A 21646-nucleotide genomic window follows, 5' to 3' on the forward strand; every position below is an offset into this window, starting at 1 on the left:
GTTATGTCAGAAGAATTAGAGATTCAGGTTTTAGCAAAGTCTGAAAGATTTAATGAAAAAAAAGAAGCGTTGAAAGCTTTTAGTGAAGAAATTCCAGAACAATCAGATTTACCGACTGTCCCACAAGACGATCCTATGCTAGGATTTATTGGTATGGAATATGATGTTAAAGGTAAGGATTTAAATGCTCTCACCGATGCTGTTCAAAATAGAATGATTGAACAAAACAAGCATATTAAAAAGATTATTCAGGAATTTAATACCATTTATGAAACTTTCCAAATATTGGATGATGAGTATATTCAAAGTATTTCAAAGTCTTTGATTGCAGCCAAAGAGGCAAATGATAAAGCTATGCAGGGATTGCACGAGATAGAAGAATATCAAACTGGTAATAAAAAACTATTAGATGACGTTTTTAACCAGAATAAAGATTTAATTGATATATTGAAGAAACATCATAAAAAGCTAGAAGAGTTAGAACAACTTGAAGAGAAGCAAAGTGAAATTCAAATTGAAATTGATACTTTAAAAGCGAATCTAAAAACATTAGTGAAAATAGAAAATAGTTTTAACGATTTGCATTTACAAGTTGAAGAAAAACAAAATAATTTTAAAAATTTCCTTGATGAAATCAATAATAAATCAATAACAGAGAGAGATAATCTAAAGTTAATTGTTGAAAGTCTTGAAACAAAACTAGAAGAGAAACAAAAAGAGATTGTTTTTCTAAGAAAAGGATTCTATACTCTTGTAGTCGCTGTTGTTTTAATAGTATTATTTCTATTGTTTAAAGGAATGTAGATGATTAGTGAAACTTATTTAAAGTTGTTAAAATCAGAAGTGAAGAAAATTGATGATTTAACAAATAGTACTTATGAATTAGAAGTAATTCTTCAAGATATTGTTGATAATGTTAAAAATGCTGACTTAGAGTTTATAAAACGATTAGGAAACTTAACTACTAAAGAGACATTCTCTACAATCAAAGATAAGCAAACTAGCATATTGGAATTATTGTATAAATATCTTGGCTCTAGAGTTATTGATACAAATTATTTGATTTTGAAAGAAACAAATAATAAATCATTTGAAGCATTAGCAAATGATTTAAAGTCATTAATAGGTTTAGAAAATGTGAAGAAAGAGATTGAAGATCTAGTCGCATTTAATAAAGTTCAGCAAAGTAGAGAAAAAATCGGTCTTAAAAAAACAAATAGAACGATGCATATGGCGTTTTTAGGTAATCCAGGTACTGGTAAAACTACTGTGGCTAGAATCGTTGGGAATATGTACCGGTCATTAGGAATATTAAGTAAAGGCCACTTTATTGAGGCAAGTAGAACAGACTTAATAGCAGAATATCAAGGACAAACGGCTTCTAAAGTTAAGAGATTGATACAAAAAGCCAAAGGTGGTGTATTGTTTATTGATGAAGCATATAGTATTACTGAAAACGATAAAAGTGATAGTTATGGTCGAGAGTGTTTAACTGAGTTAACTAAAGCATTAGAAGACTATCGAGATGATTTGGTGGTTATTGTTGCTGGATATGATGAATTGATGAAAAAATTTTTTGAATCTAATCCTGGGTTAAAATCAAGATTTAATTATTTTATTACGTTTGAAGATTATACTGTGGACCAAATGTTTGACATTTTTCTTTCACATTGTAAAAATGAAGAATACATTTTGCATGATTCTGCAAAAGAAACATTAAAAAAATATTTAGAATTACATAGTAACAATCCTGAAAATAAAAATGCAAATGGGCGATTTGTAAGAAATGTATTTGATAGGATAGTTATGAACCAAGCAAGAAGATTAGCCACATTATCTTTTGTTACAAAAGATAATTACATTACAATTCTTGAAGAAGATATTTCATGAATGAAATCAGAAAGCAACACATGAACGGTATTATCAATTTAAAAAAAGAAGCGGGGATGACCTCGCATGACGCTGTTTTTAAGCTGCGTAAGATTTTGGGAACCAAGAAAATTGGTCATGGTGGGACCTTGGATCCAGATGTGTTGGGTGTTTTGCCCATTGCGGTGGGCAAGGCGACCCGCATGGTCGAGTTCATGCAGGATGAGGGTAAGGTCTATGAGGGGGAGATCACTCTTGGTTATTCAACGACGACTGAGGATGCCAGTGGAGAAGTGGTCGCAGAGACACCTGTTTTGTCGCCCTTGGATGAAACCACTGTCGATGAAGCGATTGCGAGTCTGACTGGGCCTATTACTCAGATTCCGCCTATGTACTCGGCTGTCAAGGTCAATGGTCGCAAGCTTTATGAGTATGCGCGTGCTGGTCAGGAAGTGGAGCGTCCAGAACGTCAGGTGACTATTTATCAATTTGAACGGACAAGTCCGATTTCTTATGAGAGCGAACTTGCGCGTTTTACCTTTCGTGTGAAATGCAGTAAGGGGACTTATATCCGTACCTTATCGGTTGATTTAGGTAAGAAGCTGGGTTATGCGGCCCATATGTCCCATTTGACACGGACTAGTGCTGCAGGGTTACAACTGGAGGATGCTCTTACCTTGGACGAAATTGCTGAAAAAGTGGATGTCGGGCAACTGGACTTTCTCCATCCTCTTGAAATTGGAACAGGGGACCTTGTCAAAGTTTTCCTAACTCCAGAAGAGGCTACAGAAGTGCGGTTTGGTCGTTTTATCGAGCTAGACCAAACAGACCAAGAACTGGCTGCCTTTGAGGGAGATACATTGCTAGCCATTCTAGAAAAAAGGGGCAATTTCTACAAACCAAGGAAGGTTTTTAGCTAGTTTCACTAGATTGTGGGGATAGATTGATGTTTCCCCTAGACTATCCAAAATCAGACTATAAATTTTGCAAAAAATGTGATAGAATAGACGACGGATAAAAAAACGGAGGATAGCATGCAAAATAGACCAATCATTATCGGAGTGACAGGTGGTTCTGGTGGTGGTAAGACCAGTGTTTCAAGAGCCATTTTATCGCATTTCCCTGATGAAAAGATTTCCATGATTGAGCATGATTCATACTACAAGGATCAGTCTCACTTGACTTTTGAAGAGCGTGTCAAAACCAACTACGATCATCCTTTTGCCTTTGATACAGACTTGATGATCGAGCAGATTAAGGAATTGTTGGCAGGGCGTCCGGTGGACATTCCAACTTATGACTATACAGCGCATACTCGGAGTAGCAAGACCTATCGTCAGGAGCCTCAAGATGTCTTTATCGTTGAGGGAATTTTGGTCTTGGAGGACAAGCGTCTGCGCGATTTGATGGATATCAAGATTTTTGTGGATACTGATGATGATGTGCGCATTATTCGTCGGATCAAGCGTGATATGGAAGAGCGTGGACGTAGCCTTGACAGTGTCATTGAGCAGTACTTAGGTGTAGTTAAACCTATGTACCACCAGTTTATCGAGCCGACTAAGCGTTATGCCGATATCGTCATTCCTGAGGGAGTCAGCAATACCGTTGCTATCGACCTTTTGACGACAAAAATTGCAAAGATTTTGGAAGAAGCGCGAAACAGTAAATAATCAGATGAGGAGGCCTAGCCTCCTTTTTCTATTTTTCCTTTAGTTTCAGTAGGAAAAAGGTGATTTTTAAGCATGTTTTTGGTATAATAATACCCATGGAAAAGCAAGAAAATGAATAGTAGGTGGAGATGGAAAAGTATTTATCAGTAACAACTTTGACCAAGTATCTGAAAATGAAATTCGATAAAGACCCTTACTTGGAACGGGTCTATTTAACTGGTCAAGTTTCCAACTTTCGTAAACGACCTACTCACCAATATTTCTCTTTAAAAGATGACCATGCAGTTATTCAAGCGACCATCTGGTCAGGGATTTATCAGAAATTAGGTTTCGACCTCGAAGAAGGGATGAAAATCAATGTGATTGGGCGTGTGCAGGTCTATGAACCAAGCGGTAGCTACTCTATCATCATTGAAAAAGCTGAGCCTGATGGGGTTGGGGCGCTAGCGATTCAGTTTGAACAACTAAAGAAAAAACTAACGGAAGAAGGTCTTTTTCAAGAACGGTTCAAGCAACCTCTTCCCCAGTTTGCTAAGCGAATCGGTGTGGTAACCAGTCGCAGTGGAGCTGTTATTCGAGATATTATCACGACCGTCAGCAGACGCTTTCCAGGTGTTGGCATTCTTCTCTATCCGACCAAGGTGCAAGGAGATGGAGCTGCTGAGGAAATAGCGCGGAATATTGCGCGTGCCAATCAACGTGACGATTTGGATTTGCTGATTATTGGTCGTGGTGGGGGTTCTATCGAGGATCTCTGGGCCTTTAACGAAGAAATTGTGGTACGAGCTATTTTTGAATCTCGTTTGCCAATCATTTCTAGTGTGGGGCATGAGACGGATGTGACCTTGGCAGATTTTGTGGCAGATCGACGAGCTGCAACGCCAACAGCAGCTGCTGAACTAGCAACACCTGTAACTAAGTTGGATCTCTTGACCCATTTGCAAAATCAAGAAAAGCGGATGGCAACAGCAGTCCGAAATGTCCTATCTAAGAAACAAGAATCTTTGAAAAAATGTAGTCAGTCAGTTATCTTTAGACAGCCAGAGCGCTTGTATGACGGCTATTTGCAACGCTTGGATCAGCTGCAACTGCGATTAAAACAGAGTTTGCGAACACGGATTTCTGATAGTAAACATTTAGTCCAAGCAAGGACACACCAATTGGTGCAATTATCACCTGTTCCCAAAATCCAACGCTATCAGGACCGGCTTGCTCAGTTGGACAAGCTCCTACGTAGCCAAATGGCGCTGGTTTATGACGCCAAGGTTGCGGAGGTCAAGCGACTTTCAGAAGCCTTGCTCATGTTGGATACCAGTCGAATTGTGGCGCGTGGCTATGCAATTGTCAAAAAAGAAGAGTCCGTAGTCGATTCGGTTGAGATGTTGAATAAAAAAGACCAAGTGACGCTTTTGATGCGAGATGGTCAAGTAGAATTAGAGGTTAAAGATGTCAAAACAAAAGAAATTTGAGGAAAATCTAGCAGAACTGGAGACCATTGTCCAAAGTTTGGAAAACGGTGAAATTGCTCTGGAAGATGCGATTGCGGCCTTTCAAAAGGGTATGGTCTTGTCAAAAGAACTCCAAGCGACCTTAGACAAGGCTGAAAAGACCTTGGTCAAGGTTATGCAAGAAGATGGAACAGAAAGTGATTTTGAATGAAGAAGCAAGAAAAATTAGCTCTTGTCGAGTCGGCTTTGGAAGATTTTTATGGAGACCAGCAGTTTGCCTCTAGTTTACGAGAGTCTGTTCTCTATTCTATTCATGCTGGTGGCAAGCGTATTCGACCTTTTCTTCTGTTAGAAGTTCTGGAAGCCTTGCAGGTCGCTATTAAACCTGCTCACGCACAGGTAGCTGCGGCCTTGGAGATGATTCACACAGGGAGCTTGATTCATGATGACCTTCCTGCTATGGATGATGATGATTACCGTAGGGGACGCTTGACAAATCATAAGAAATTTGGTGAAGCTATGGCCATTTTGGCTGGAGATGCTTTGTTCCTAGATCCTTATGCCTTGATAGCGCAGGCAGATTTGCCAAGTCAGATAAAGGTTGACTTGATTGCCAACTTATCTCTTGCTTCAGGAAGTCTAGGCATGGTGGCAGGGCAAGTTTTGGACATGGAAGGTGAACACCAGCACTTGTCCTTGGAAGAACTTCAGACCATTCATGCTAATAAGACTGGAAAATTACTAGCTTATCCTTTCCAAGCTGCAGCCATTATAGCCGAATTGGAACCTGAAATGCAGGCAAAACTGAAAACTATTGGGGAATTGATTGGGCTTGCTTTTCAAGTTCGAGATGATGTATTGGATGTGACAGCTAGTTTTGAGGAAATCGGTAAGACACCACAAAAGGATCTACAGGCAGAAAAATCAACCTACCCTGCCTTATTGGGCTTGGAAGTGGCAATTGCCTTTTGTAACCAAACCTTGGATCAAGCTAATGCCAAATTAGAAGAAATTGCCCAGCAGGTTCCCTTTGAAATAGAATCGATTGTGAAAGTAGTAGAAAGTTTGAGAATCAATGGCTAAGGAAAGAGTGGATGTACTAGCTTATAAACAGGGCTTGTTTGAAACGAGAGAGCAGGCCAAGCGTGGTGTCATGGCTGGCCTAGTCGTAGCAGTCCTGAATGGAGAACGGTTTGACAAGCCAGGAGAGAAAATTCCAGATGAAACCGAGCTAAAACTCAAGGGGGAGAAACTCAAGTATGTCAGCCGTGGTGGCTTGAAATTAGAAAAGGCCTTGCAGGTCTTTGATTTGTCAGTGGAAGGAGCTACAACGATCGATATCGGTGCCTCTACTGGAGGTTTTACCGATGTTATGCTGCAAAATGGTGCTGAGTTAGTCTTTGCGGTTGATGTTGGTACTAATCAGTTGGCTTGGAAACTACGCCAGGACCCAAGGGTTGTTAGCATGGAGCAGTTTAATTTCCGCTATGCTGAAAAGACTGATTTCGAGCAGGAACCGAGCTTTGCCAGTATTGACGTGAGTTTCATTTCCCTCAGTCTGATTCTTCCGGCCTTACACCGTGTGTTGGCTGAACAAGGTCAGGTCGTGGCTTTAGTTAAGCCTCAGTTTGAGGCAGGTCGTGAGCAGATTGGGAAAAATGGAATCATTCGAGATGCTAAGGTTCATCAAACTGTCCTTGAATCTGTCACTGCTATGGCAGTTGAACAAGGTTTTTCAGTGCTTGGATTAGACTATTCACCAATCCAAGGTGGACATGGAAACATCGAATTTCTGGTATATTTGAAAAAGGAAGAGGGAGCAAGTAACCAAGTTGCCCCTGAAATAGAAAAAGTTGTAGAGAGAGCACATAGAGAATTTAAAGATGAATAAAAAAGAGAGACTTGAAAAAATTAGAAGATTTGTTACGGATTATCAAATCGGGACTCAGGAAGAAATTGTTGAGCATTTGAAGGAAGCAGGTATTTCTGCTACTCAAGCCACTGTCTCAAGGGACATCAAGGAGCTTGGGATTGTTAAAATTCCTTTGAAGAACAACACCTATATCTATGAGTTGCCAAAATCAATCGTCAAGAGTTTGCAATTGGCTGAGGACAATATTGTGAGTTCTGAGTTAATGGGAAATATGATTAACCTTGCTGTCATTCCTGGAAATACTATTTTTGTGAAGAGTCAGTTGGTTGAAGCATTTTCTGAACAGATTTTTAGCTGTCTAGCTGATGATGATTCTATCTTAATTGTAGCTAGAACAGCAGAGGCAGCTGAGGAAATTGTTGAACAAGTCAAAAAATGGTAGGTCAGTATGTTACTTGAAATTTCGATAAAAAACTTTGCCATTATTGAGGCGATTTCGCTCAATTTTGAAAAGGGTATGACTGTTTTAACCGGGGAAACGGGTGCTGGAAAGTCTATCATTATCGACGCTATGAATCTCATGTTGGGGGCTCGTGCAACGACAGACGTTATTCGTCATGGTGCGCCAAAGGCAGAGATTGAGGGGCTTTTTTCGGTTGAAAATAGTCGCCTTTTACAGGAACTTTTTGAAGAGCAAGGTTTAGAATTGGGTGATGAGATTATCATCCGCCGGGAAATTTTGCAAAATGGTCGTAGTGTTAGTCGCGTGAATGGTCAGATGGTCAATCTTTCTGTCTTGCGTGCCATTGGGCAACACCTTGTGGATATCCATGGTCAGCATGACCAAGAGGAGTTAATGCGTCCTCAACTGCACATCCAGATGTTGGATGAGTTTGGTGATGCTACTTTCTTGGACTTGAAGGAGACCTATCAGACGAGCTTTGATGCCTATCGCAAAATGCGCAAGCAGGTTTTGGAAGTCAAGAAAAACCAGCAGGAACATAAGGCTCGTATTGAGATGTTGGAATTTCAAATGGCAGAGATTGAGGCAGCGAACTTACAGGCTGGTGAAGACTTAGCTCTCAACCAAGAACGAGAGAAACTTCTCAACCATAAAAATATAGCGGATACGTTGACCAATGCCTATAGCATGTTGGACAATGAAGACTTTTCAAGTCTGGCCAATGTTCGTTCAGCCATGAATGACATGGAAAGTGTCGAAGAGTACGACCCTGAATACCGTGAAATTTCAAGCTCTCTGTCTGAGACCTACTATGTCTTAGAAGATATAAGCAAACGTTTGGAAGCAATCATTGAGGACCTTGATTTTGATGGTAATCGTCTCATGCAGGTCGAGAATCGTTTGGATCTCCTTCATACCATTACACGTAAGTATGGTGGGACTGTTGATGATGTCTTGCTTTATTTTGCCAAGATTACGGAAGAATACAATCTCTTGACAGGCAATAATCTCTCGTCTGAGGACATGGAAGCGGAGCTCAAGAAATTGGAAGTTATTCTTGTCGACTTGGCAGGTCAGCTTGCATCTGCTCGTCATGATTTGGCTCAGCAGCTTGAAGCTGAGATTAAACAAGAACTGCAAGACCTTTATATGGAAAAAGCCCAGTTTCAGGTTCGTTTTAGCAAGGGCAAATTCAGTCGTGAGGGAAATGAAATGGTTGAGTTTTATATTTCAACCAACCCTGGTGAAGACTTTAAACCCTTGGTCAAGGTTGCATCTGGTGGGGAATTATCTCGTCTCATGCTAGCCATTAAGTCTGCCTTTTCACGTAAAGAGGGCAAGACAAGTATTGTCTTTGATGAGGTGGATACGGGAGTTTCAGGCCGTGTAGCTCAGGCCATTGCACAGAAGATTCATAAGATTGGCCAGCATGGCCAAGTCTTAGCAATCTCTCACCTACCACAAGTAATTGCCATCGCGGATTATCAATTCTTTATTGAGAAGATTAGTGATGAGCATTCTACGGTGTCGACGGTTCGTCTCTTGACTATAGAAGAGCGAGTAGAGGAAGTAGCTAAGATGTTGGCTGGGGAAAATGTAACTGAAGCTGCCCTTACCCAAGCCAGAGAATTATTGCAAACGAGGATGAAATAAATGACAGACTATTATGTAATTGGAGATGTCCATGGAAAAGCAGGTATGCTGGAAGACCTTCTCAAAACCTGGGATGGTCAGACCAAATTGCTCTTTCTAGGGGATTTGATTGACCGCGGTGAAGATAGTCGCCGTGTTCTTGAAATGGTTAAGGACTTAGTGGACAATCAAGGGGCTATCTGTCTATCAGGAAACCACGAGTATATGTTTTTGACTTGGCTCGATAACCCAGAAGAAAGCTATGACCATTATCGTCGCAATGGTGGAGATACAACCATTAACTCTATCCTAGGTCGTCCCTTGGATGCACCGGTTGATGGGGTAGAAGATGCCAAGCGTGTTGCTACTGAAGAGGCAGACTTGGTCGAATTTATTCGTCAAATGCCATTTGTGGTAGAGACAGACAAGTATATCTTTGTTCACGCAGGTATTGATTTGACCTTGGATGACTGGCATGAAACCACAGATTATAAAAAAGTCTGGCTCAGAAAACCATTCCACGAAGCAGAAAATCATACTGGGAAAACCATTGTCTTTGGACATACACCGGTTTATGGTTTGCTGAAGCAAGAGCGTGGTACTGCTGAGCTTTGGACTACAGAAGATGGCAAGATTGGAATGGATGGAGGAGCTGTTTATGGTGGTGTCCTTCATGGGATTGTCTTTACAGACCAAGGAATGACAGAACACCACTTTATCGAAAATGACGGCTTTGTTGCTGAAGATTAGTACTCCTGGCAGGGTATGGTCTTGTCAAAATGTCAAAAACAATTTATAATAAATAGATACCCTGAAAGGAAGAGAATCATGAACTTAGAAGAATTGAAAAAACGACAGGAGAAGATCCGTAACTTCTCTATTATCGCCCATATTGACCACGGGAAATCGACTCTAGCAGACCGCATTTTGGAAAAAACAGAGACCGTTTCAAGTCGTGAAATGCAGGCCCAGCTTTTGGATAGCATGGATTTAGAACGGGAACGTGGGATTACCATTAAGTTGAATGCCATCGAGCTGAATTATACTGCAAAAGATGGGGAAACTTATATTTTCCACTTGATTGACACGCCGGGGCACGTTGACTTTACTTATGAAGTTTCACGTTCACTCGCTGCCTGTGAAGGAGCTATTTTGGTGGTCGATGCTGCTCAAGGGATTGAGGCTCAAACCCTTGCCAATGTGTATCTAGCCTTGGACAATGATTTGGAAATCATGCCAGTCATTAACAAAATTGACCTTCCTGCTGCAGATCCTGAGCGCGTGCGTACAGAGATTGAAGATGTGATTGGTTTGGATGCCAGTGAAGCAGTCTTAGCATCAGCTAAAGCTGGTATTGGTATCGAAGAAATTCTCGAGCAAATTGTAGAAAAAGTTCCAGCACCAACGGGTGATGTGACGGCGCCACTTAAGGCCTTAATTTTCGACTCAGTTTATGATGCTTACCGTGGGGTTATTCTCCAAGTGCGTGTTATGGATGGAGTGGTCAAACCTGGCGATAAGATTCAGCTTATGAGCAATGGCAAGACCTTTGATGTGACCGAAGTCGGTATTTTTACTCCGAAAGCAGTTGGTCGTGATTTCCTTGCGACTGGTGATGTTGGTTATATTGCAGCATCTATTAAGACGGTTCAGGATACTCGTGTGGGTGATACAGTTACTTTGGCAACCAATCCTGCGGCTGAGCCATTATATGGCTACAAGCAGATGAATCCTATGGTCTTTGCGGGTCTCTATCCTATCGAGTCAAACAAGTACAATGACCTACGTGAAGCCCTTGAAAAATTGCAACTGAATGATGCTAGTCTCCAATTTGAACCAGAAACATCTCAGGCACTTGGATTTGGTTTCCGTTGTGGTTTCCTTGGACTTCTCCATATGGATGTTATCCAAGAACGTTTGGAACGTGAGTTCAACATCGACCTCATCATGACAGCTCCATCCGTTATCTATAAGGTTAATTTGACCGATGGTGAGTCTATGGATGTGTCAAATCCATCTGAGTTCCCAGATCCTACCAAGATTGCGACCATTGAAGAGCCTTATGTTAAGGCGCAAATCATGGTGCCGCAAGAGTTTGTTGGAGCAGTCATGGAATTAGCTCAGCGCAAGCGTGGGGACTTTGTGACGATGGACTATATTGATGATAACCGTGTCAATGTTATCTACCAAATTCCTCTTGCTGAAATTGTCTTTGACTTCTTTGATAAACTTAAGTCTTCGACACGTGGTTATGCAAGCTTTGACTACGAATTGTCAGAGTATCGCCCATCTAAGCTGGTCAAAATGGACATCCTTCTCAATGGAGACAAGGTGGATGCCCTCAGCTTTATCGTTCACAAGGACTTTGCCTACGAACGTGGAAAACTCATCGTTGATAAACTTAAGAAAATTATCCCTCGCCAACAATTTGAGGTTCCAATTCAAGCAGCTATTGGACACAAGATTGTGGCTCGTACTGATATCAAGGCCCTTCGTAAGAACGTACTTGCTAAATGTTATGGTGGTGACGTTTCTCGTAAGCGTAAACTGCTTGAAAAACAAAAAGCTGGTAAGAAACGCATGAAAGCTATCGGATCAGTAGAAGTTCCACAAGAAGCCTTCCTTAGCGTCTTGAGCATGGATGAAGAATAAGTTATCATAATTGTTTTTCTTGTTCACAGGAAACTTACATAAGAATCAATAGTAAAACAGGCTTAAATAGGCCTGTTTTTTGCATTTATAATAGGATTAAATCGTTTAGAGTGTTTGTTTTAAGTGTTTGTTTTGGTTGTAAAGATAAAAAATAAACAAAATAATCAAAAAAAGGACAAAAAACAACAAAAAATTATTGACAACGATTTCATATAGTGTTATACTTATAGCATAAAGTTAATGGAAAGAAGGGAAAACCTTATGGGATTAGATCATTTCTTTGACAAAAACCTTGTGTTTTGCTTAGAAGCGGATAATCAAGAACATCTCTTTGATCAGGTTGCAACTTTATTGGAAGAACGAGAAATCGTAACTCCAACTTATCGTGAAGCCTTGATCACGCGTGAAAAGTCATTTCCAACTGGCTTAGATATGGAATTTTTGGGTAAGGATTTGCCGAATGTGGCTATTCCTCATACTGATATTGTTCATAATCTAGCTGAAAAAGTTGTGGTCGTTCGATTAGAAAAACCAGTGACTTTCCACAATATGATTGTGCCAGATAAGGAAGTAGAAGTATCCTTGCTCTTCTTTATCATTAATAACTCAAGTTCAAGTCAAACCAATATTCTTGCTCAGTTGATGGACTTCTTTACTGGAAATGGTCATCTTGAAGACCTATCAAAAATTTCTGAACCAGAAGCCCTCTATACTTATATTGCTGAAGCAATTGCTTAATCTTGTCTATTAAAAATATTAAATCGGAGGAAATCCATATGATTAAAATTCTTGCTGCCTGCGGTGCAGGTGTTAACTCAAGCCACCAAATTAAAAGTGCTCTTGAAGAAGAACTTTCAAACCGCGGTTTTGATGTTCACTGTGATGCAGTTATGGTAAAAGACGTTAACGAAGATCTTATCAAAGGTTATGACATCTTCACACCAATTGCTGCTACAGACCTTGGTTTTGACCCAGGTATTCCAGTTATCGAAGCTGGACCAATCTTATTCCGTATCCCAGCTATGAGTGCTCCAGTATTTGACAATATTGAAGCAGCTATCAAAGAACACGGATTAAGCTAATTTTAATTTGTTAACATTCATATAACTATAAAAAGGGAGGAACTATTATGGATGTCATTATCAATCTGGCCAACGATATCTTTAAACCTATCTTGGCTATGGGTGGCCCTATCATCATGCTGATCATTTTGACAGTGTTGGCCCTACTTTTTGGAGTGAAATTCTCCAAAGCGCTTGAAGGTGGTATCAAACTTGCCATCGCTCTTACAGGTATCGGTGCCATCATCGGTATGTTAAATGGTGCTTTCTCAGCATCACTTGCAAAATTCGTTGAAAACACTGGTATTCAATTGAACATCACCGACGTTGGTTGGGCACCACTTGCTACCATCACTTGGGGATCTGCTTGGACACTTTACTTCTTGCTTGTAATGTTAATTGTCAACGTTGTGATGCTTGCAATGAAGAAAACAGACACACTTGATGTCGATATCTTCGATATCTGGCACTTGTCAATCACTGGTCTTTTGATCAAATGGTATGCAGACAACAATGGTGTAAGCCAAGGGGTTTCACTCTTCATCGCGACAGCAGCAGTTGTACTTGTAGGTATTTTGAAGATCATCAACTCTGATTTGATGAAACCAACATTCGACGACCTTCTTAACGCACCAAGTTCATCACCAATGACTTCAACTCACATGAACTACATGATGAACCCAGTTATCATGGTCTTGGATAAGATTTTTGATAAAGTTTTGCCAGGTCTTGATAAATATGACTTTGACGCTGCAAAATTGAACAAGAAAATCGGTTTCTGGGGATCTAAATTCTTCATCGGTTTCATTCTTGGTATCGTTATTGGTTTGATGGGAACTCCACATCCAGTTGCTGGAGTAGAAGATGCATCTTCATGGGAACTTGTTATTAAAGGTTGGTTGTCTCTTGGTTTGACAGCCGGTGTAGCTTTGGAACTCTTCTCACTTATCGGTTCATGGTTCATCGCAGCCGTAGAACCACTTTCACAAGGTATTACAAACGTTGCTACTAAACGTTTGGAAGGACGTAAGTTTAACATCGGTCTAGACTGGCCATTCATCGCTGGTCGTGCTGAAATCTGGGCTTGTGCAAACGTACTTGCACCAATTATGTTGATTGAAGCTGTGCTTCTTTCAAACGTCGGAAATGGTATCTTGCCACTTGCAGGTATCATCGCTATGGGTGTTACTCCAGCTCTCTTGGTTGTAACACGTGGTAAATTGCTCCGTATGATTATCTTCGGAACACTCTTGTTGCCACTCTTCCTTCTTTCAGGTACACTTATCGCGCCATTTGCAACAGAACTTGCTAAAGGTGTAGGTGCCTTCCCAGAAGGTGTGAGCCAAACTCAATTGATCACTCACTCAACTCTTGAAGGACCAATCGAAAAACTTCTTGGTTGGACAATTGGTAACACTACAACTGGTGATATCAAAGCAATCCTTGGTGCTGTAGTCTTCCTTGTATTCTATATCGGTATCTTTGCATGGTACAGAAAACAAATGATCAAACGTAACGAAGAGTACGCAGCAAAAGCAAAATAATGCGCTCCTATAAAATGTAAATTGTTAAAGCTAGGTTGTCGACATCCATTAGGAGTGACAACCTAGTTTTTTATAAACTATCAAGAAATCGGAGAAAATAATGGTAATTGAATTAAAATCAGAACAATTAAGAGTTCAATTTAACAGTTTTGGTGGGGCTCTTTCTTCTATAAAAGATGCTGAGGGACTGGAGTATTTGTGGCAAGGAGATGCTACATATTGGAGTGGACAAGCTCCTGTTCTCTTTCCTATTTGTGGTTCATTAAGAGAGGATACAGCCCTCTATATAGATGAGAAGGGACAGGAAAGCAAAGGAAACATTCCTCGTCATGGTTTGGTTCGTAAGAAAGAATTTGAATTAGTTGAACAGACAGACAAGAGTGTAACTTTTGCAATTGAAGACGATGAGAATAGCTATCAAAACTATCCTTATCATTTCCGCCTAGAAATCACTTATAGCCTTACTGGTAAAACAGTACGGACTCAATACAAGATTTTCAATAAAGAAACTAGCAAGGTCATGCCTTACTTTATTGGTGGACATCCAGGATTTAATTGTCCTCTGCTTGATGATGAAGTCTATGAAGATTATTATCTAGAGTTTGAGAAAGAAGAGACTTGCTCTGTTCCACGTCCTTTCCCAGAAACAGGTATGTTGGATTTCCAAGATAGAAGTCCATGGCTAGAAGGTCAAAAAGAATTAGACCTCAGCTATGATCTTTTCAGCACAGATGCAGTTACCTTAGATGAATTGCAATCTAGAACAATTGCCCTTCGTTCTCGTAAACATGATAAGGGATTGAAAGTCCACTTTGCAGAGTTTCCAAACCTCATTATCTGGTCAACTTTGAATAAAGGTCCTTTCATTGCTTTTGAACCATGGTCTGGCTTGTCAACATCCCTTGAAGAAGGAGATCATCTAGAAGATAAGAAGAATGTTCTTCTCCTAGAACCTGGTCAAGTGGATCAAATTGGTTTTGATATCGAAATTTTTTAGATTAAAAAACACAAAAACAAACATTAACTGTTGACTTTTTCGTAAAATAGGAGTATATTATGTTTGTAAGCAACAAATGATGTTTGTAACAAACAAACAATCACTTGTTATATTCTCTTGCGTGGAGAAGGATTATTTCTAGGGAACTGGTTTCCTAAACTTGAATAAGGTGTCATTCATCTCATTCAATCCAATTTGTCAATAAACTGCTAGAAAACTTTTTGTAGGTAAACTGCTAACTGTTAAAGTTTTTACTAGCCTAGAAAAATAAAAGGAGTATACAATATGTCTATTGTTATCGGTGCAGATGCTGCAGGTTTGAGATTGAAAGAAGTTGTGAAAGACTTCTTGGAAAAAGAAAACTTCCACGTTGTGGATGTTACAGCTGAAGGTCAAGACTTTGTTGATGTGACTCTTGCTGTTGCTGCAGAAGTAAACAAAGAAGAACAAAACCTTGGTATCGTGATTGATGCTTACGGTGCTGGTCCATTTATGGTCGCAACTAAGATCAAAGGAATGGTTGCTGCAGAAGTATCTGACGAACGTTCAGCTTATATGACTCGTGGACACAACAACTCACGTATGATCACTATGGGCGCACAACTTGTCGGTGATGAATTGGCTAAAAACATCGCTAAAGGATTTGTTAACGGTAAATACGATGGTGGACGTCACCAAATTAGGGTCGACATGTTGAACAAAATGTGCTAATACTCTTCAAAAATCAAGATAATCTGTTGTCAGCTCACTTTAGCTAACCTCAGTTATGCTTGCAGCACGCTTCCTAAGCTAATCTTGATTTTTCTTGAGTAGGGATAAATGATATTAGATTTATATAATTAATCGGAGGGAATAACTAATGAGAATTGCAATTGGATGTGACCACATCGTAACAGATGAAAAAATGGCGGTTTCAGAATTTTTGAAATCAAAAGGATATGAAGTCATTGACTTTGGTACCTATGACCACACACGTACTCACTACCCAATCTTTGGTAAAAAAGTTGGTGAAGCCGTTACAAGCGGTCAAGCTGATCTTGGGGTATGTATCTGTGGTACTGGTGTTGGAATCAACAACGCTGTCAATAAAGTTCCTGGTGTTCGTTCTGCCTTGGTTCGTGATATGACAACAGCTCTTTATGCAAAAGAACAATTGAATGCTAACGTTATCGGTTTTGGTGGTAAAATCACTGGTGAACTGCTTATGTGTGATATCATTGAAGCTTTCATCAATGCTGAATACAAACCATCAGAAGAAAACAAAAAATTGATTGCGAAAATTGAGCACGTTGAAACTCACAATGCTCATCAAGCAGATGCAAACTTCTTTACAGAATTCCTTGAAAAATGGGATCGCGGTGAATACCACGACTAAGAGGTGACGCATGATTTTAACAGTCACGATGAATCCATCCATTGATATTTCTTATCCTTTGGATGAATTGAAAATTGACACTGTCAATCGTGTGGTGGATGTAACCAAAACTGCTGGTGGTAAAGGACTAAACGTTACTCGAGTACTTTCAGAATTTGGTGATTCTGTTCTTGCTACTGGTTTAGTTGGTGGCAAACTTGGTGAGTTTTTAGTTGAAAATATCGATGATAATGTTAAGAAAGATTTTTTCTCAATTCAGGGAGAGACTCGTAACTGTATCGCTATTCTGCACGGAGACAACCAAACAGAAGTCCTTGAAAAAGGTCCTGTAGTCTTGGAACAGGAAAGTCATGACTTTTTGGAACATTTCAAAAATCTTCTGGACTCAGTTGAAGTAGTAGCTATCTCAGGTAGTCTCCCAGCTGGTCTTCCAGTTGATTACTATGCGAGCTTGGTAGAACTTGCGAATCAAGCTGGCAAACCTGTAGTCTTGGACTGCTCTGGTGCAGCACTTCAGGCGGTTCTTGAATCACCACATAAACCAACAGTCATCAAACCAAATAATGAGGAATTGTCTCAACTTCTAGGAAGAGAAGTTTCTGAGGATTTGGATGAATTAAAAGAAGTCCTTCAAGAACCTTTGTTTGCAGGGATTGAATGGATTATCGTTTCGCTTGGTGCCAATGGTGCCTTTGCCAAACATGGGGACACTTTCTACAAGGTAGATATTCCTAGAATCCAGGTAGTCAACCCTGTCGGTTCTGGAGATTCTACTGTGGCAGGGATTTCTTCAGGACTTCTTCATAAAGAATCGGATGCAGAACTACTCATCAAGGCAAATGTCCTTGGTATGCTCAATGCTCAAGAAAAAATGACTGGCCATGTCAACATGGCCAACTATCAAGCTCTATATGATCAATTAATAGTAAAAGAGGTATAAAATGGCTTTAACAGAACAAAAACGTGCACGCTTAGAAAAACTTTCTGATGAAAATGGTATCATCTCAGCTCTTGCATTTGACCAACGTGGTGCTTTGAAACGCCTCATGGCTCAACACCAAACAGAAGAACCAACTGTGGCTCAAATGGAAGAACTGAAAGTCTTGGTAGCAGATGAATTGACTAAATACGCTTCATCAATGCTTCTTGACCCTGAGTATGGACTTCCAGCGACTAAAGCTCTTGATGAAAAAGCTGGTCTTCTCCTTGCTTATGAAAAAACAGGTTATGATACAACAAGCACAAAACGCTTGCCAGACTGCTTGGATGTTTGGTCTGCAAAACGTATTAAAGAAGAAGGTGCAGATGCAGTTAAATTCTTGCTTTACTATGACGTAGATAGCTCAGACGAACTCAACCAAGAAAAACAAGCTTACATCGAACGCATCGGTTCTGAATGTGTGGCTGAAGATATTCCATTCTTCCTTGAAATCCTTGCTTACGATGAAAAAATTGCTGACGCAGGTTCTGTAGAATACGCTAAAGTAAAACCACACAAAGTTATCGGTGCTATGAAAGTCTTCTCTGACCCACGCTTTAACATTGATGTCTTGAAAGTAGAAGTTCCTGTTAACATTAAATATGTTGAAGGCTTCGCTGAGGGTGAAGTAGTTTATACACGTGAAGAAGCAGCAGCCTTCTTCAAAGCACAAGATGAAGCAACTAACTTGCCATACATCTACTTGAGTGCTGGTGTATCAGCTAAACTTTTCCAAGATACTCTTGTATTTGCTCATGAATCAGGTGCAAACTTCAATGGCGTTCTTTGTGGCCGTGCTACATGGGCTGGATCAGTTGAAGCTTACATCAAAGATGGTGAAGCAGCAGCTCGCGAATGGCTTCGCACAACTGGTTTTGAAAACATTGACGAACTCAACAAAGTTCTTCAAACAACAGCGACATCATGGAAAGAACGTGTGTAAGAAGCTTCTCCTAATTTAGGAACATAAATCTAAAAAAATTTTAAAAAAAGTTGCATGTAAAGGTTTACAAAACAACCTACTTGTGCTATACTTAAATCAAAAGTTAATACAAGGTGAGTGTTACTAAGTAATATTAGGCATGATCACAGGTGAATTAGAAATCGGATGATTTTCTAGTTCATTTGTGGTCATTTTTTGTACTCATATACCTTTAAAATATAAAAGGAGGTTGACATGTATCGAATTCTAAATCCAATAAATCACAATGTTTCGCTTGTCAGGAATGATAAAGGAGAAGAAGTGATTGTGATTGGTAAGGGGATTGCATTTGGAAAGAAGAAGGGGGATTTGATTGCTGAACAGCAGGTTGAGAAAATCTTTCGGATGAAGACCGAAGAGTCCAGAGAAAACTTTATGGCTCTTCTCAAAGATGTTCCGCTAGATTTTATCACAGTGACCTATGAGATCATTGATAAGCTTTCAAAGAAATATCACTATCCGATTCAAGAGTATCTCTACGTAACCTTGACAGATCATATTTACTGTTCTTACCAAGCTCTAGCACAAGGAAGGTATAAGGATAGTAATCTGCCAGATATTTCTGCCAAGTATCCTGTCGCTTTTCAAATCGCAAATGAAGCATTTGAAATTTACCGTCAGAAGCTAGCGGATCATTTTCCTGAGGACGAAATTATTCGGATTGCTTATCATTTCATCAATGCTGAGGGTGAGAATGAAGTCCAAGTAGTTGATTCGATTGATAAGAGGAAAGAAATTCTCAGGAATGTTGAAGAAGTGCTAAAGGACTATGCAATTCAACGAACCAAAGAGAATAATCATTTCTATGATCGCTTTATGATCCATTTGAATTATTTCTTGGATTATTTAGACCGAACCAGAGATGATAACCAATCACTTCTGGATATGGAAGAACATATTAAACAATCCTATCCAAGAGCGTTTGAAATTGGTTCCAAGATATACGATGTGATTACGCAACATACGGGTCTTGATTTGTATAAAAGTGAACGTGTTTATCTAGTTCTACATATCCAACGTTTATTGTCATAAAAATTTATTTAAAACTATATAAGGAGAATTCTATCATGAATAGAGAAGAAGTAACATTGTTAGGTTTTGAAATCGTAGCTTATGCGGGCGATGCTCGTTCAAAACTATTGGAAGCCTTGAAGGCTGCTGAAGCTGGTGATTTTGCAAAAGCGGATAGCTTAGTTGAGGAAGCTGGTTCTTGTATCGCAGAGGCTCACCACGCTCAAACAAGTCTATTGACTAAGGAAGCTTCTGGTGAGGACTTAGCGTATAGTGTGACCATGATGCATGGCCAAGACCACTTGATGACAACTATTTTGTTAAAAGATTTGATGCACCATTTAATTGAACTGTACAGGAGAGGAGTTAAATAATGAATAAACTAATTGCATTTATTGAGAAAGGAAAACCTTTCTTTGAGAAACTATCTCGTAATATCTATCTTCGTGCTATTCGTGATGGTTTCATTGCAGGTATGCCTGTTATTCTCTTCTCAAGTATCTTTATCTTAATCGCCTTTGTACCAAACTCATGGGGCTTTAAATGGTCTGATGATGTTGTTAATCTCCTCATGAAACCTTATAGCTATTCAATGGGGATTCTAGCTCTCTTGGTAGCTGGTACAACAGCTAAGTCATTGACCGACTCAGTAAACCGTAGCATGGAGAAAACCAATCAAATCAACTATATGTCAACACTTTTGGCAGCAATTGTTGGTTTGTTGATGTTGGCAGCTGATCCTATCGAAAATGGCCTAGCTACTGGATTCTTGGGGACAAAAGGTTTGCTTTCAGCCTTCCTTGCTGCCTTTGTTACTGTAGCCATCTATAAGGTTTGTGTTAAGAACAACGTCACTATTCGTATGCCTGACGAAGTTCCACCAAATATCTCACAAGTATTTAAAGATGTGATTCCATTCACTCTTTCAGTTGTTTCTCTATATGTTCTTGATTTACTAGCTCGTCATTTTGTTGGTGCAAGCGTAGCAGAATCAATCGGTAAATTCTTTGCACCATTATTCTCAGCAGCTGATGGCTATCTAGGTATTACCATTATCTTTGGTGCCTTTGCCTTCTTCTGGTTTGTTGGTATCCATGGTCCATCTATCGTTGAACCCGCTATCGCAGCTATTACCTATGCCAATGCCGAAGTCAACTTGAACCTTCTCCAACAAGGTATGCACGCTGACAAGATTCTTACTTCTGGTACACAAATGTTTATCGTTACCATGGGTGGTACTGGTGCGACACTGGTTGTTCCATTCATGTTCATGTGGTTAACCAAATCGAAACGTAACCGTGCAATCGGACGTGCTTCAGTAGTTCCAACTTTCTTTGGTGTAAATGAACCAATCTTGTTTGGTGCACCGCTTGTCTTGAACCCAATCTTCTTTATTCCATTCATCTTTGCGCCAATTGCCAACGTATGGATTTTTAAATTCTTTATTGAAACTCTTGGAATGAATTCATTTACTGCTAATCTACCATGGACAACTCCAGCTCCACTAGGTCTAGTTCTTGGTACAAACTTCCAAGTTCTATCATTCATTCTTGCTGTCCTTCTAATTGTAGTTGACGTAGTTATTTACTATCCATTCCTTAAAGTCTATGATGAACAAATTCTTGAAGAAGAGCGTTCTGGTAAAGCCAATGATGAATTGAAAGAAAAAGTTGCTGCAAACTTCAACACTGCAAAAGCAGATGCTATTCTTGAAAAAGCGGGTATCGATGCAGCTCAAAATACAATCACTGAAGAAACAAATGTCCTCGTTCTCTGTGCAGGTGGAGGGACAAGTGGACTTCTTGCGAATGCTTTGAATAAGGCAGCTGCAGAATACAATGTCCCTGTGAAAGCAGCAGCAGGTGGCTATGGTGCTCACCGTGAAATGTTGCCAGAGTTTGATCTTGTTATCCTTGCCCCTCAAGTTGCTTCAAACTTTGAAGACATGAAAGCAGAAACAGATAAGCTCGGTATTAAACTAGCGAAAACAGAAGGCGCTCAATACATCAAATTAACTCGTGATGGAAAAGGTGCTCTTGCATTTGTACAAGCTCAATTCGATTAACGATAGGGACTCTGAAATAGTC

At 39.9% G+C, this 21646-nt stretch carries 23 protein-coding genes; all 23 read left to right on the forward strand.

What is annotated here, in order from left to right; all coding sequences use genetic code 11:
• Nucleotides 1-3: 3 nt before the first annotated feature.
• The 23 genes from HMPREF2764_RS04255 to HMPREF2764_RS04365 all read left to right on the forward strand — a co-directional run bounded on the left by HMPREF2764_RS04255 (nt 4) and on the right by HMPREF2764_RS04365 (nt 21624).
• Nucleotides 4-804 (forward strand): hypothetical protein, encoded by an 801-nt coding sequence (locus tag HMPREF2764_RS04255; protein WP_001288177.1) that lies wholly within the window; start codon nt 4-6, stop codon nt 802-804.
• On the forward strand, nt 805-1890 hold the full coding sequence (locus HMPREF2764_RS04260) for an AAA family ATPase (protein WP_000622662.1): 1086 nt from the start codon (nt 805-807) through the stop codon (nt 1888-1890).
• Nucleotides 1891-1910: 20 nt separating this feature from the next.
• On the forward strand, nt 1911-2789 hold the full coding sequence (truB, locus tag HMPREF2764_RS04265; protein ID WP_070527879.1) for a tRNA pseudouridine(55) synthase TruB: 879 nt from the start codon (nt 1911-1913) through the stop codon (nt 2787-2789).
• Between the two features lie 114 nt (nt 2790-2903).
• The gene (udk, locus tag HMPREF2764_RS04270; RefSeq protein ID WP_001181372.1) at nt 2904-3542 is read left to right on the forward strand and encodes a uridine kinase; all 639 of its coding nucleotides are present in this window, start codon (nt 2904-2906) and stop codon (nt 3540-3542) included.
• A gap of 128 nt (nt 3543-3670) precedes the next feature.
• On the forward strand, nt 3671-5011 hold the full coding sequence (gene xseA, locus HMPREF2764_RS04275) for an exodeoxyribonuclease VII large subunit (protein ID WP_070527424.1): 1341 nt from the start codon (nt 3671-3673) through the stop codon (nt 5009-5011).
• On the forward strand, nt 4989-5201 hold the full coding sequence (locus tag HMPREF2764_RS04280) for an exodeoxyribonuclease VII small subunit (protein WP_000043226.1): 213 nt from the start codon (nt 4989-4991) through the stop codon (nt 5199-5201). The genes xseA and HMPREF2764_RS04280 overlap by 23 nt, the downstream gene beginning before the upstream one ends.
• On the forward strand, nt 5198-6073 hold the full coding sequence (locus HMPREF2764_RS04285) for a polyprenyl synthetase family protein (RefSeq protein ID WP_070527427.1): 876 nt from the start codon (nt 5198-5200) through the stop codon (nt 6071-6073). The genes HMPREF2764_RS04280 and HMPREF2764_RS04285 overlap by 4 nt, the downstream gene beginning before the upstream one ends.
• Nucleotides 6066-6881 (forward strand): TlyA family RNA methyltransferase, encoded by an 816-nt coding sequence (locus HMPREF2764_RS04290; protein WP_070527430.1) that lies wholly within the window; start codon nt 6066-6068, stop codon nt 6879-6881. The genes HMPREF2764_RS04285 and HMPREF2764_RS04290 overlap by 8 nt, the downstream gene beginning before the upstream one ends.
• Nucleotides 6874-7305: an arginine repressor gene (locus tag HMPREF2764_RS04295; RefSeq protein ID WP_001034390.1), complete on the forward strand. Its 432-nt coding sequence runs from the start codon at nt 6874-6876 to the stop codon at nt 7303-7305. Before HMPREF2764_RS04290 ends, HMPREF2764_RS04295 begins: the two co-directional genes overlap by 8 nt.
• A 6-nt stretch (nt 7306-7311) precedes the next feature.
• Nucleotides 7312-8979, forward strand: a complete 1668-nt coding sequence (gene recN / locus HMPREF2764_RS04300) for a DNA repair protein RecN (protein ID WP_070527434.1) — start codon at nt 7312-7314, stop codon at nt 8977-8979.
• A complete protein-coding gene (locus tag HMPREF2764_RS04305; protein ID WP_070527436.1) occupies nt 8980-9708 on the forward strand; it encodes a metallophosphoesterase family protein in 729 nt (242 codons plus the stop codon). It abuts the gene before it with no gap.
• Between the two features lie 78 nt (nt 9709-9786).
• Nucleotides 9787-11610: a translation elongation factor 4 gene (gene lepA, locus HMPREF2764_RS04310; RefSeq protein ID WP_070527439.1), complete on the forward strand. Its 1824-nt coding sequence runs from the start codon at nt 9787-9789 to the stop codon at nt 11608-11610.
• A gap of 261 nt (nt 11611-11871) precedes the next feature.
• Nucleotides 11872-12348: a PTS sugar transporter subunit IIA gene (locus HMPREF2764_RS04315; RefSeq protein WP_070527442.1), complete on the forward strand. Its 477-nt coding sequence runs from the start codon at nt 11872-11874 to the stop codon at nt 12346-12348.
• Between the two features lie 38 nt (nt 12349-12386).
• A complete protein-coding gene (locus tag HMPREF2764_RS04320; protein ID WP_000590547.1) occupies nt 12387-12692 on the forward strand; it encodes a PTS sugar transporter subunit IIB in 306 nt (101 codons plus the stop codon).
• Between the two features lie 47 nt (nt 12693-12739).
• Nucleotides 12740-14215 (forward strand): PTS galactitol transporter subunit IIC, encoded by a 1476-nt coding sequence (locus HMPREF2764_RS04325; RefSeq protein ID WP_049486886.1) that lies wholly within the window; start codon nt 12740-12742, stop codon nt 14213-14215.
• A gap of 100 nt (nt 14216-14315) precedes the next feature.
• Nucleotides 14316-15212, forward strand: coding sequence for an aldose 1-epimerase family protein (locus tag HMPREF2764_RS09620; RefSeq protein ID WP_083306589.1), 897 nt, complete (start codon nt 14316-14318; stop codon nt 15210-15212).
• A 285-nt stretch (nt 15213-15497) separates the two neighbouring features.
• On the forward strand, nt 15498-15923 hold the full coding sequence (gene lacA, locus HMPREF2764_RS04335) for a galactose-6-phosphate isomerase subunit LacA (protein WP_000029277.1): 426 nt from the start codon (nt 15498-15500) through the stop codon (nt 15921-15923).
• Nucleotides 15924-16071: 148 nt separating this feature from the next.
• A complete protein-coding gene (gene lacB, locus HMPREF2764_RS04340) occupies nt 16072-16587 on the forward strand; it encodes a galactose-6-phosphate isomerase subunit LacB (protein ID WP_001216921.1) in 516 nt (171 codons plus the stop codon).
• Between the two features lie 10 nt (nt 16588-16597).
• Nucleotides 16598-17527, forward strand: a complete 930-nt coding sequence (locus tag HMPREF2764_RS04345) for a tagatose-6-phosphate kinase (protein WP_070527445.1) — start codon at nt 16598-16600, stop codon at nt 17525-17527.
• Nucleotide 17528: 1 nt separating this feature from the next.
• The gene (gene lacD, locus HMPREF2764_RS04350; protein ID WP_001229114.1) at nt 17529-18509 is read left to right on the forward strand and encodes a tagatose-bisphosphate aldolase; all 981 of its coding nucleotides are present in this window, start codon (nt 17529-17531) and stop codon (nt 18507-18509) included.
• Nucleotides 18510-18743: 234 nt separating this feature from the next.
• Nucleotides 18744-19580 carry a PRD domain-containing protein gene (locus tag HMPREF2764_RS04355; RefSeq protein WP_070527448.1) on the forward strand — a complete coding sequence of 279 codons (837 nt, stop codon included), beginning with the start codon at nt 18744-18746 and terminating at the stop codon, nt 19578-19580.
• A gap of 35 nt (nt 19581-19615) precedes the next feature.
• Nucleotides 19616-19933 carry a PTS lactose/cellobiose transporter subunit IIA gene (locus HMPREF2764_RS04360; RefSeq protein ID WP_070527451.1) on the forward strand — a complete coding sequence of 106 codons (318 nt, stop codon included), beginning with the start codon at nt 19616-19618 and terminating at the stop codon, nt 19931-19933.
• On the forward strand, nt 19933-21624 hold the full coding sequence (locus tag HMPREF2764_RS04365) for a lactose-specific PTS transporter subunit EIIC (protein ID WP_070527454.1): 1692 nt from the start codon (nt 19933-19935) through the stop codon (nt 21622-21624). Before HMPREF2764_RS04360 ends, HMPREF2764_RS04365 begins: the two co-directional genes overlap by 1 nt.
• The last annotated feature ends 22 nt before the right edge of the window (nt 21625-21646 follow it).

The organism is Streptococcus sp. HMSC073F11, from assembly GCF_001810785.1.
In the GTDB taxonomy this organism is placed as follows: domain Bacteria; phylum Bacillota; class Bacilli; order Lactobacillales; family Streptococcaceae; genus Streptococcus.

Bases quoted from the DNA above. Each gene is read 5' to 3' on its own strand.
- HMPREF2764_RS04255 (WP_001288177.1), top strand. From the start codon at position 4: ATGTCAGAAGAATTAGAGATTCAGGTTTTAGCAAAGTCTGAAAGATTT.
- HMPREF2764_RS04260 (WP_000622662.1), top strand. From the start codon at position 805: ATGATTAGTGAAACTTATTTAAAGTTGTTAAAATCAGAAGTGAAGAAA.
- truB (WP_070527879.1), top strand. From the start codon at position 1,911: ATGAACGGTATTATCAATTTAAAAAAAGAAGCGGGGATGACCTCGCAT.
- udk (WP_001181372.1), top strand. From the start codon at position 2,904: ATGCAAAATAGACCAATCATTATCGGAGTGACAGGTGGTTCTGGTGGT.
- xseA (WP_070527424.1), top strand. From the start codon at position 3,671: ATGGAAAAGTATTTATCAGTAACAACTTTGACCAAGTATCTGAAAATG.
- HMPREF2764_RS04280 (WP_000043226.1), top strand. From the start codon at position 4,989: ATGTCAAAACAAAAGAAATTTGAGGAAAATCTAGCAGAACTGGAGACC.
- HMPREF2764_RS04285 (WP_070527427.1), top strand. From the start codon at position 5,198: ATGAAGAAGCAAGAAAAATTAGCTCTTGTCGAGTCGGCTTTGGAAGAT.
- HMPREF2764_RS04290 (WP_070527430.1), top strand. From the start codon at position 6,066: ATGGCTAAGGAAAGAGTGGATGTACTAGCTTATAAACAGGGCTTGTTT.
- HMPREF2764_RS04295 (WP_001034390.1), top strand. From the start codon at position 6,874: ATGAATAAAAAAGAGAGACTTGAAAAAATTAGAAGATTTGTTACGGAT.
- recN (WP_070527434.1), top strand. From the start codon at position 7,312: ATGTTACTTGAAATTTCGATAAAAAACTTTGCCATTATTGAGGCGATT.
- HMPREF2764_RS04305 (WP_070527436.1), top strand. From the start codon at position 8,980: ATGACAGACTATTATGTAATTGGAGATGTCCATGGAAAAGCAGGTATG.
- lepA (WP_070527439.1), top strand. From the start codon at position 9,787: ATGAACTTAGAAGAATTGAAAAAACGACAGGAGAAGATCCGTAACTTC.
- HMPREF2764_RS04315 (WP_070527442.1), top strand. From the start codon at position 11,872: ATGGGATTAGATCATTTCTTTGACAAAAACCTTGTGTTTTGCTTAGAA.
- HMPREF2764_RS04320 (WP_000590547.1), top strand. From the start codon at position 12,387: ATGATTAAAATTCTTGCTGCCTGCGGTGCAGGTGTTAACTCAAGCCAC.
- HMPREF2764_RS04325 (WP_049486886.1), top strand. From the start codon at position 12,740: ATGGATGTCATTATCAATCTGGCCAACGATATCTTTAAACCTATCTTG.
- HMPREF2764_RS09620 (WP_083306589.1), top strand. From the start codon at position 14,316: ATGGTAATTGAATTAAAATCAGAACAATTAAGAGTTCAATTTAACAGT.
- lacA (WP_000029277.1), top strand. From the start codon at position 15,498: ATGTCTATTGTTATCGGTGCAGATGCTGCAGGTTTGAGATTGAAAGAA.
- lacB (WP_001216921.1), top strand. From the start codon at position 16,072: ATGAGAATTGCAATTGGATGTGACCACATCGTAACAGATGAAAAAATG.
- HMPREF2764_RS04345 (WP_070527445.1), top strand. From the start codon at position 16,598: ATGATTTTAACAGTCACGATGAATCCATCCATTGATATTTCTTATCCT.
- lacD (WP_001229114.1), top strand. From the start codon at position 17,529: ATGGCTTTAACAGAACAAAAACGTGCACGCTTAGAAAAACTTTCTGAT.
- HMPREF2764_RS04355 (WP_070527448.1), top strand. From the start codon at position 18,744: ATGTATCGAATTCTAAATCCAATAAATCACAATGTTTCGCTTGTCAGG.
- HMPREF2764_RS04360 (WP_070527451.1), top strand. From the start codon at position 19,616: ATGAATAGAGAAGAAGTAACATTGTTAGGTTTTGAAATCGTAGCTTAT.
- HMPREF2764_RS04365 (WP_070527454.1), top strand. From the start codon at position 19,933: ATGAATAAACTAATTGCATTTATTGAGAAAGGAAAACCTTTCTTTGAG.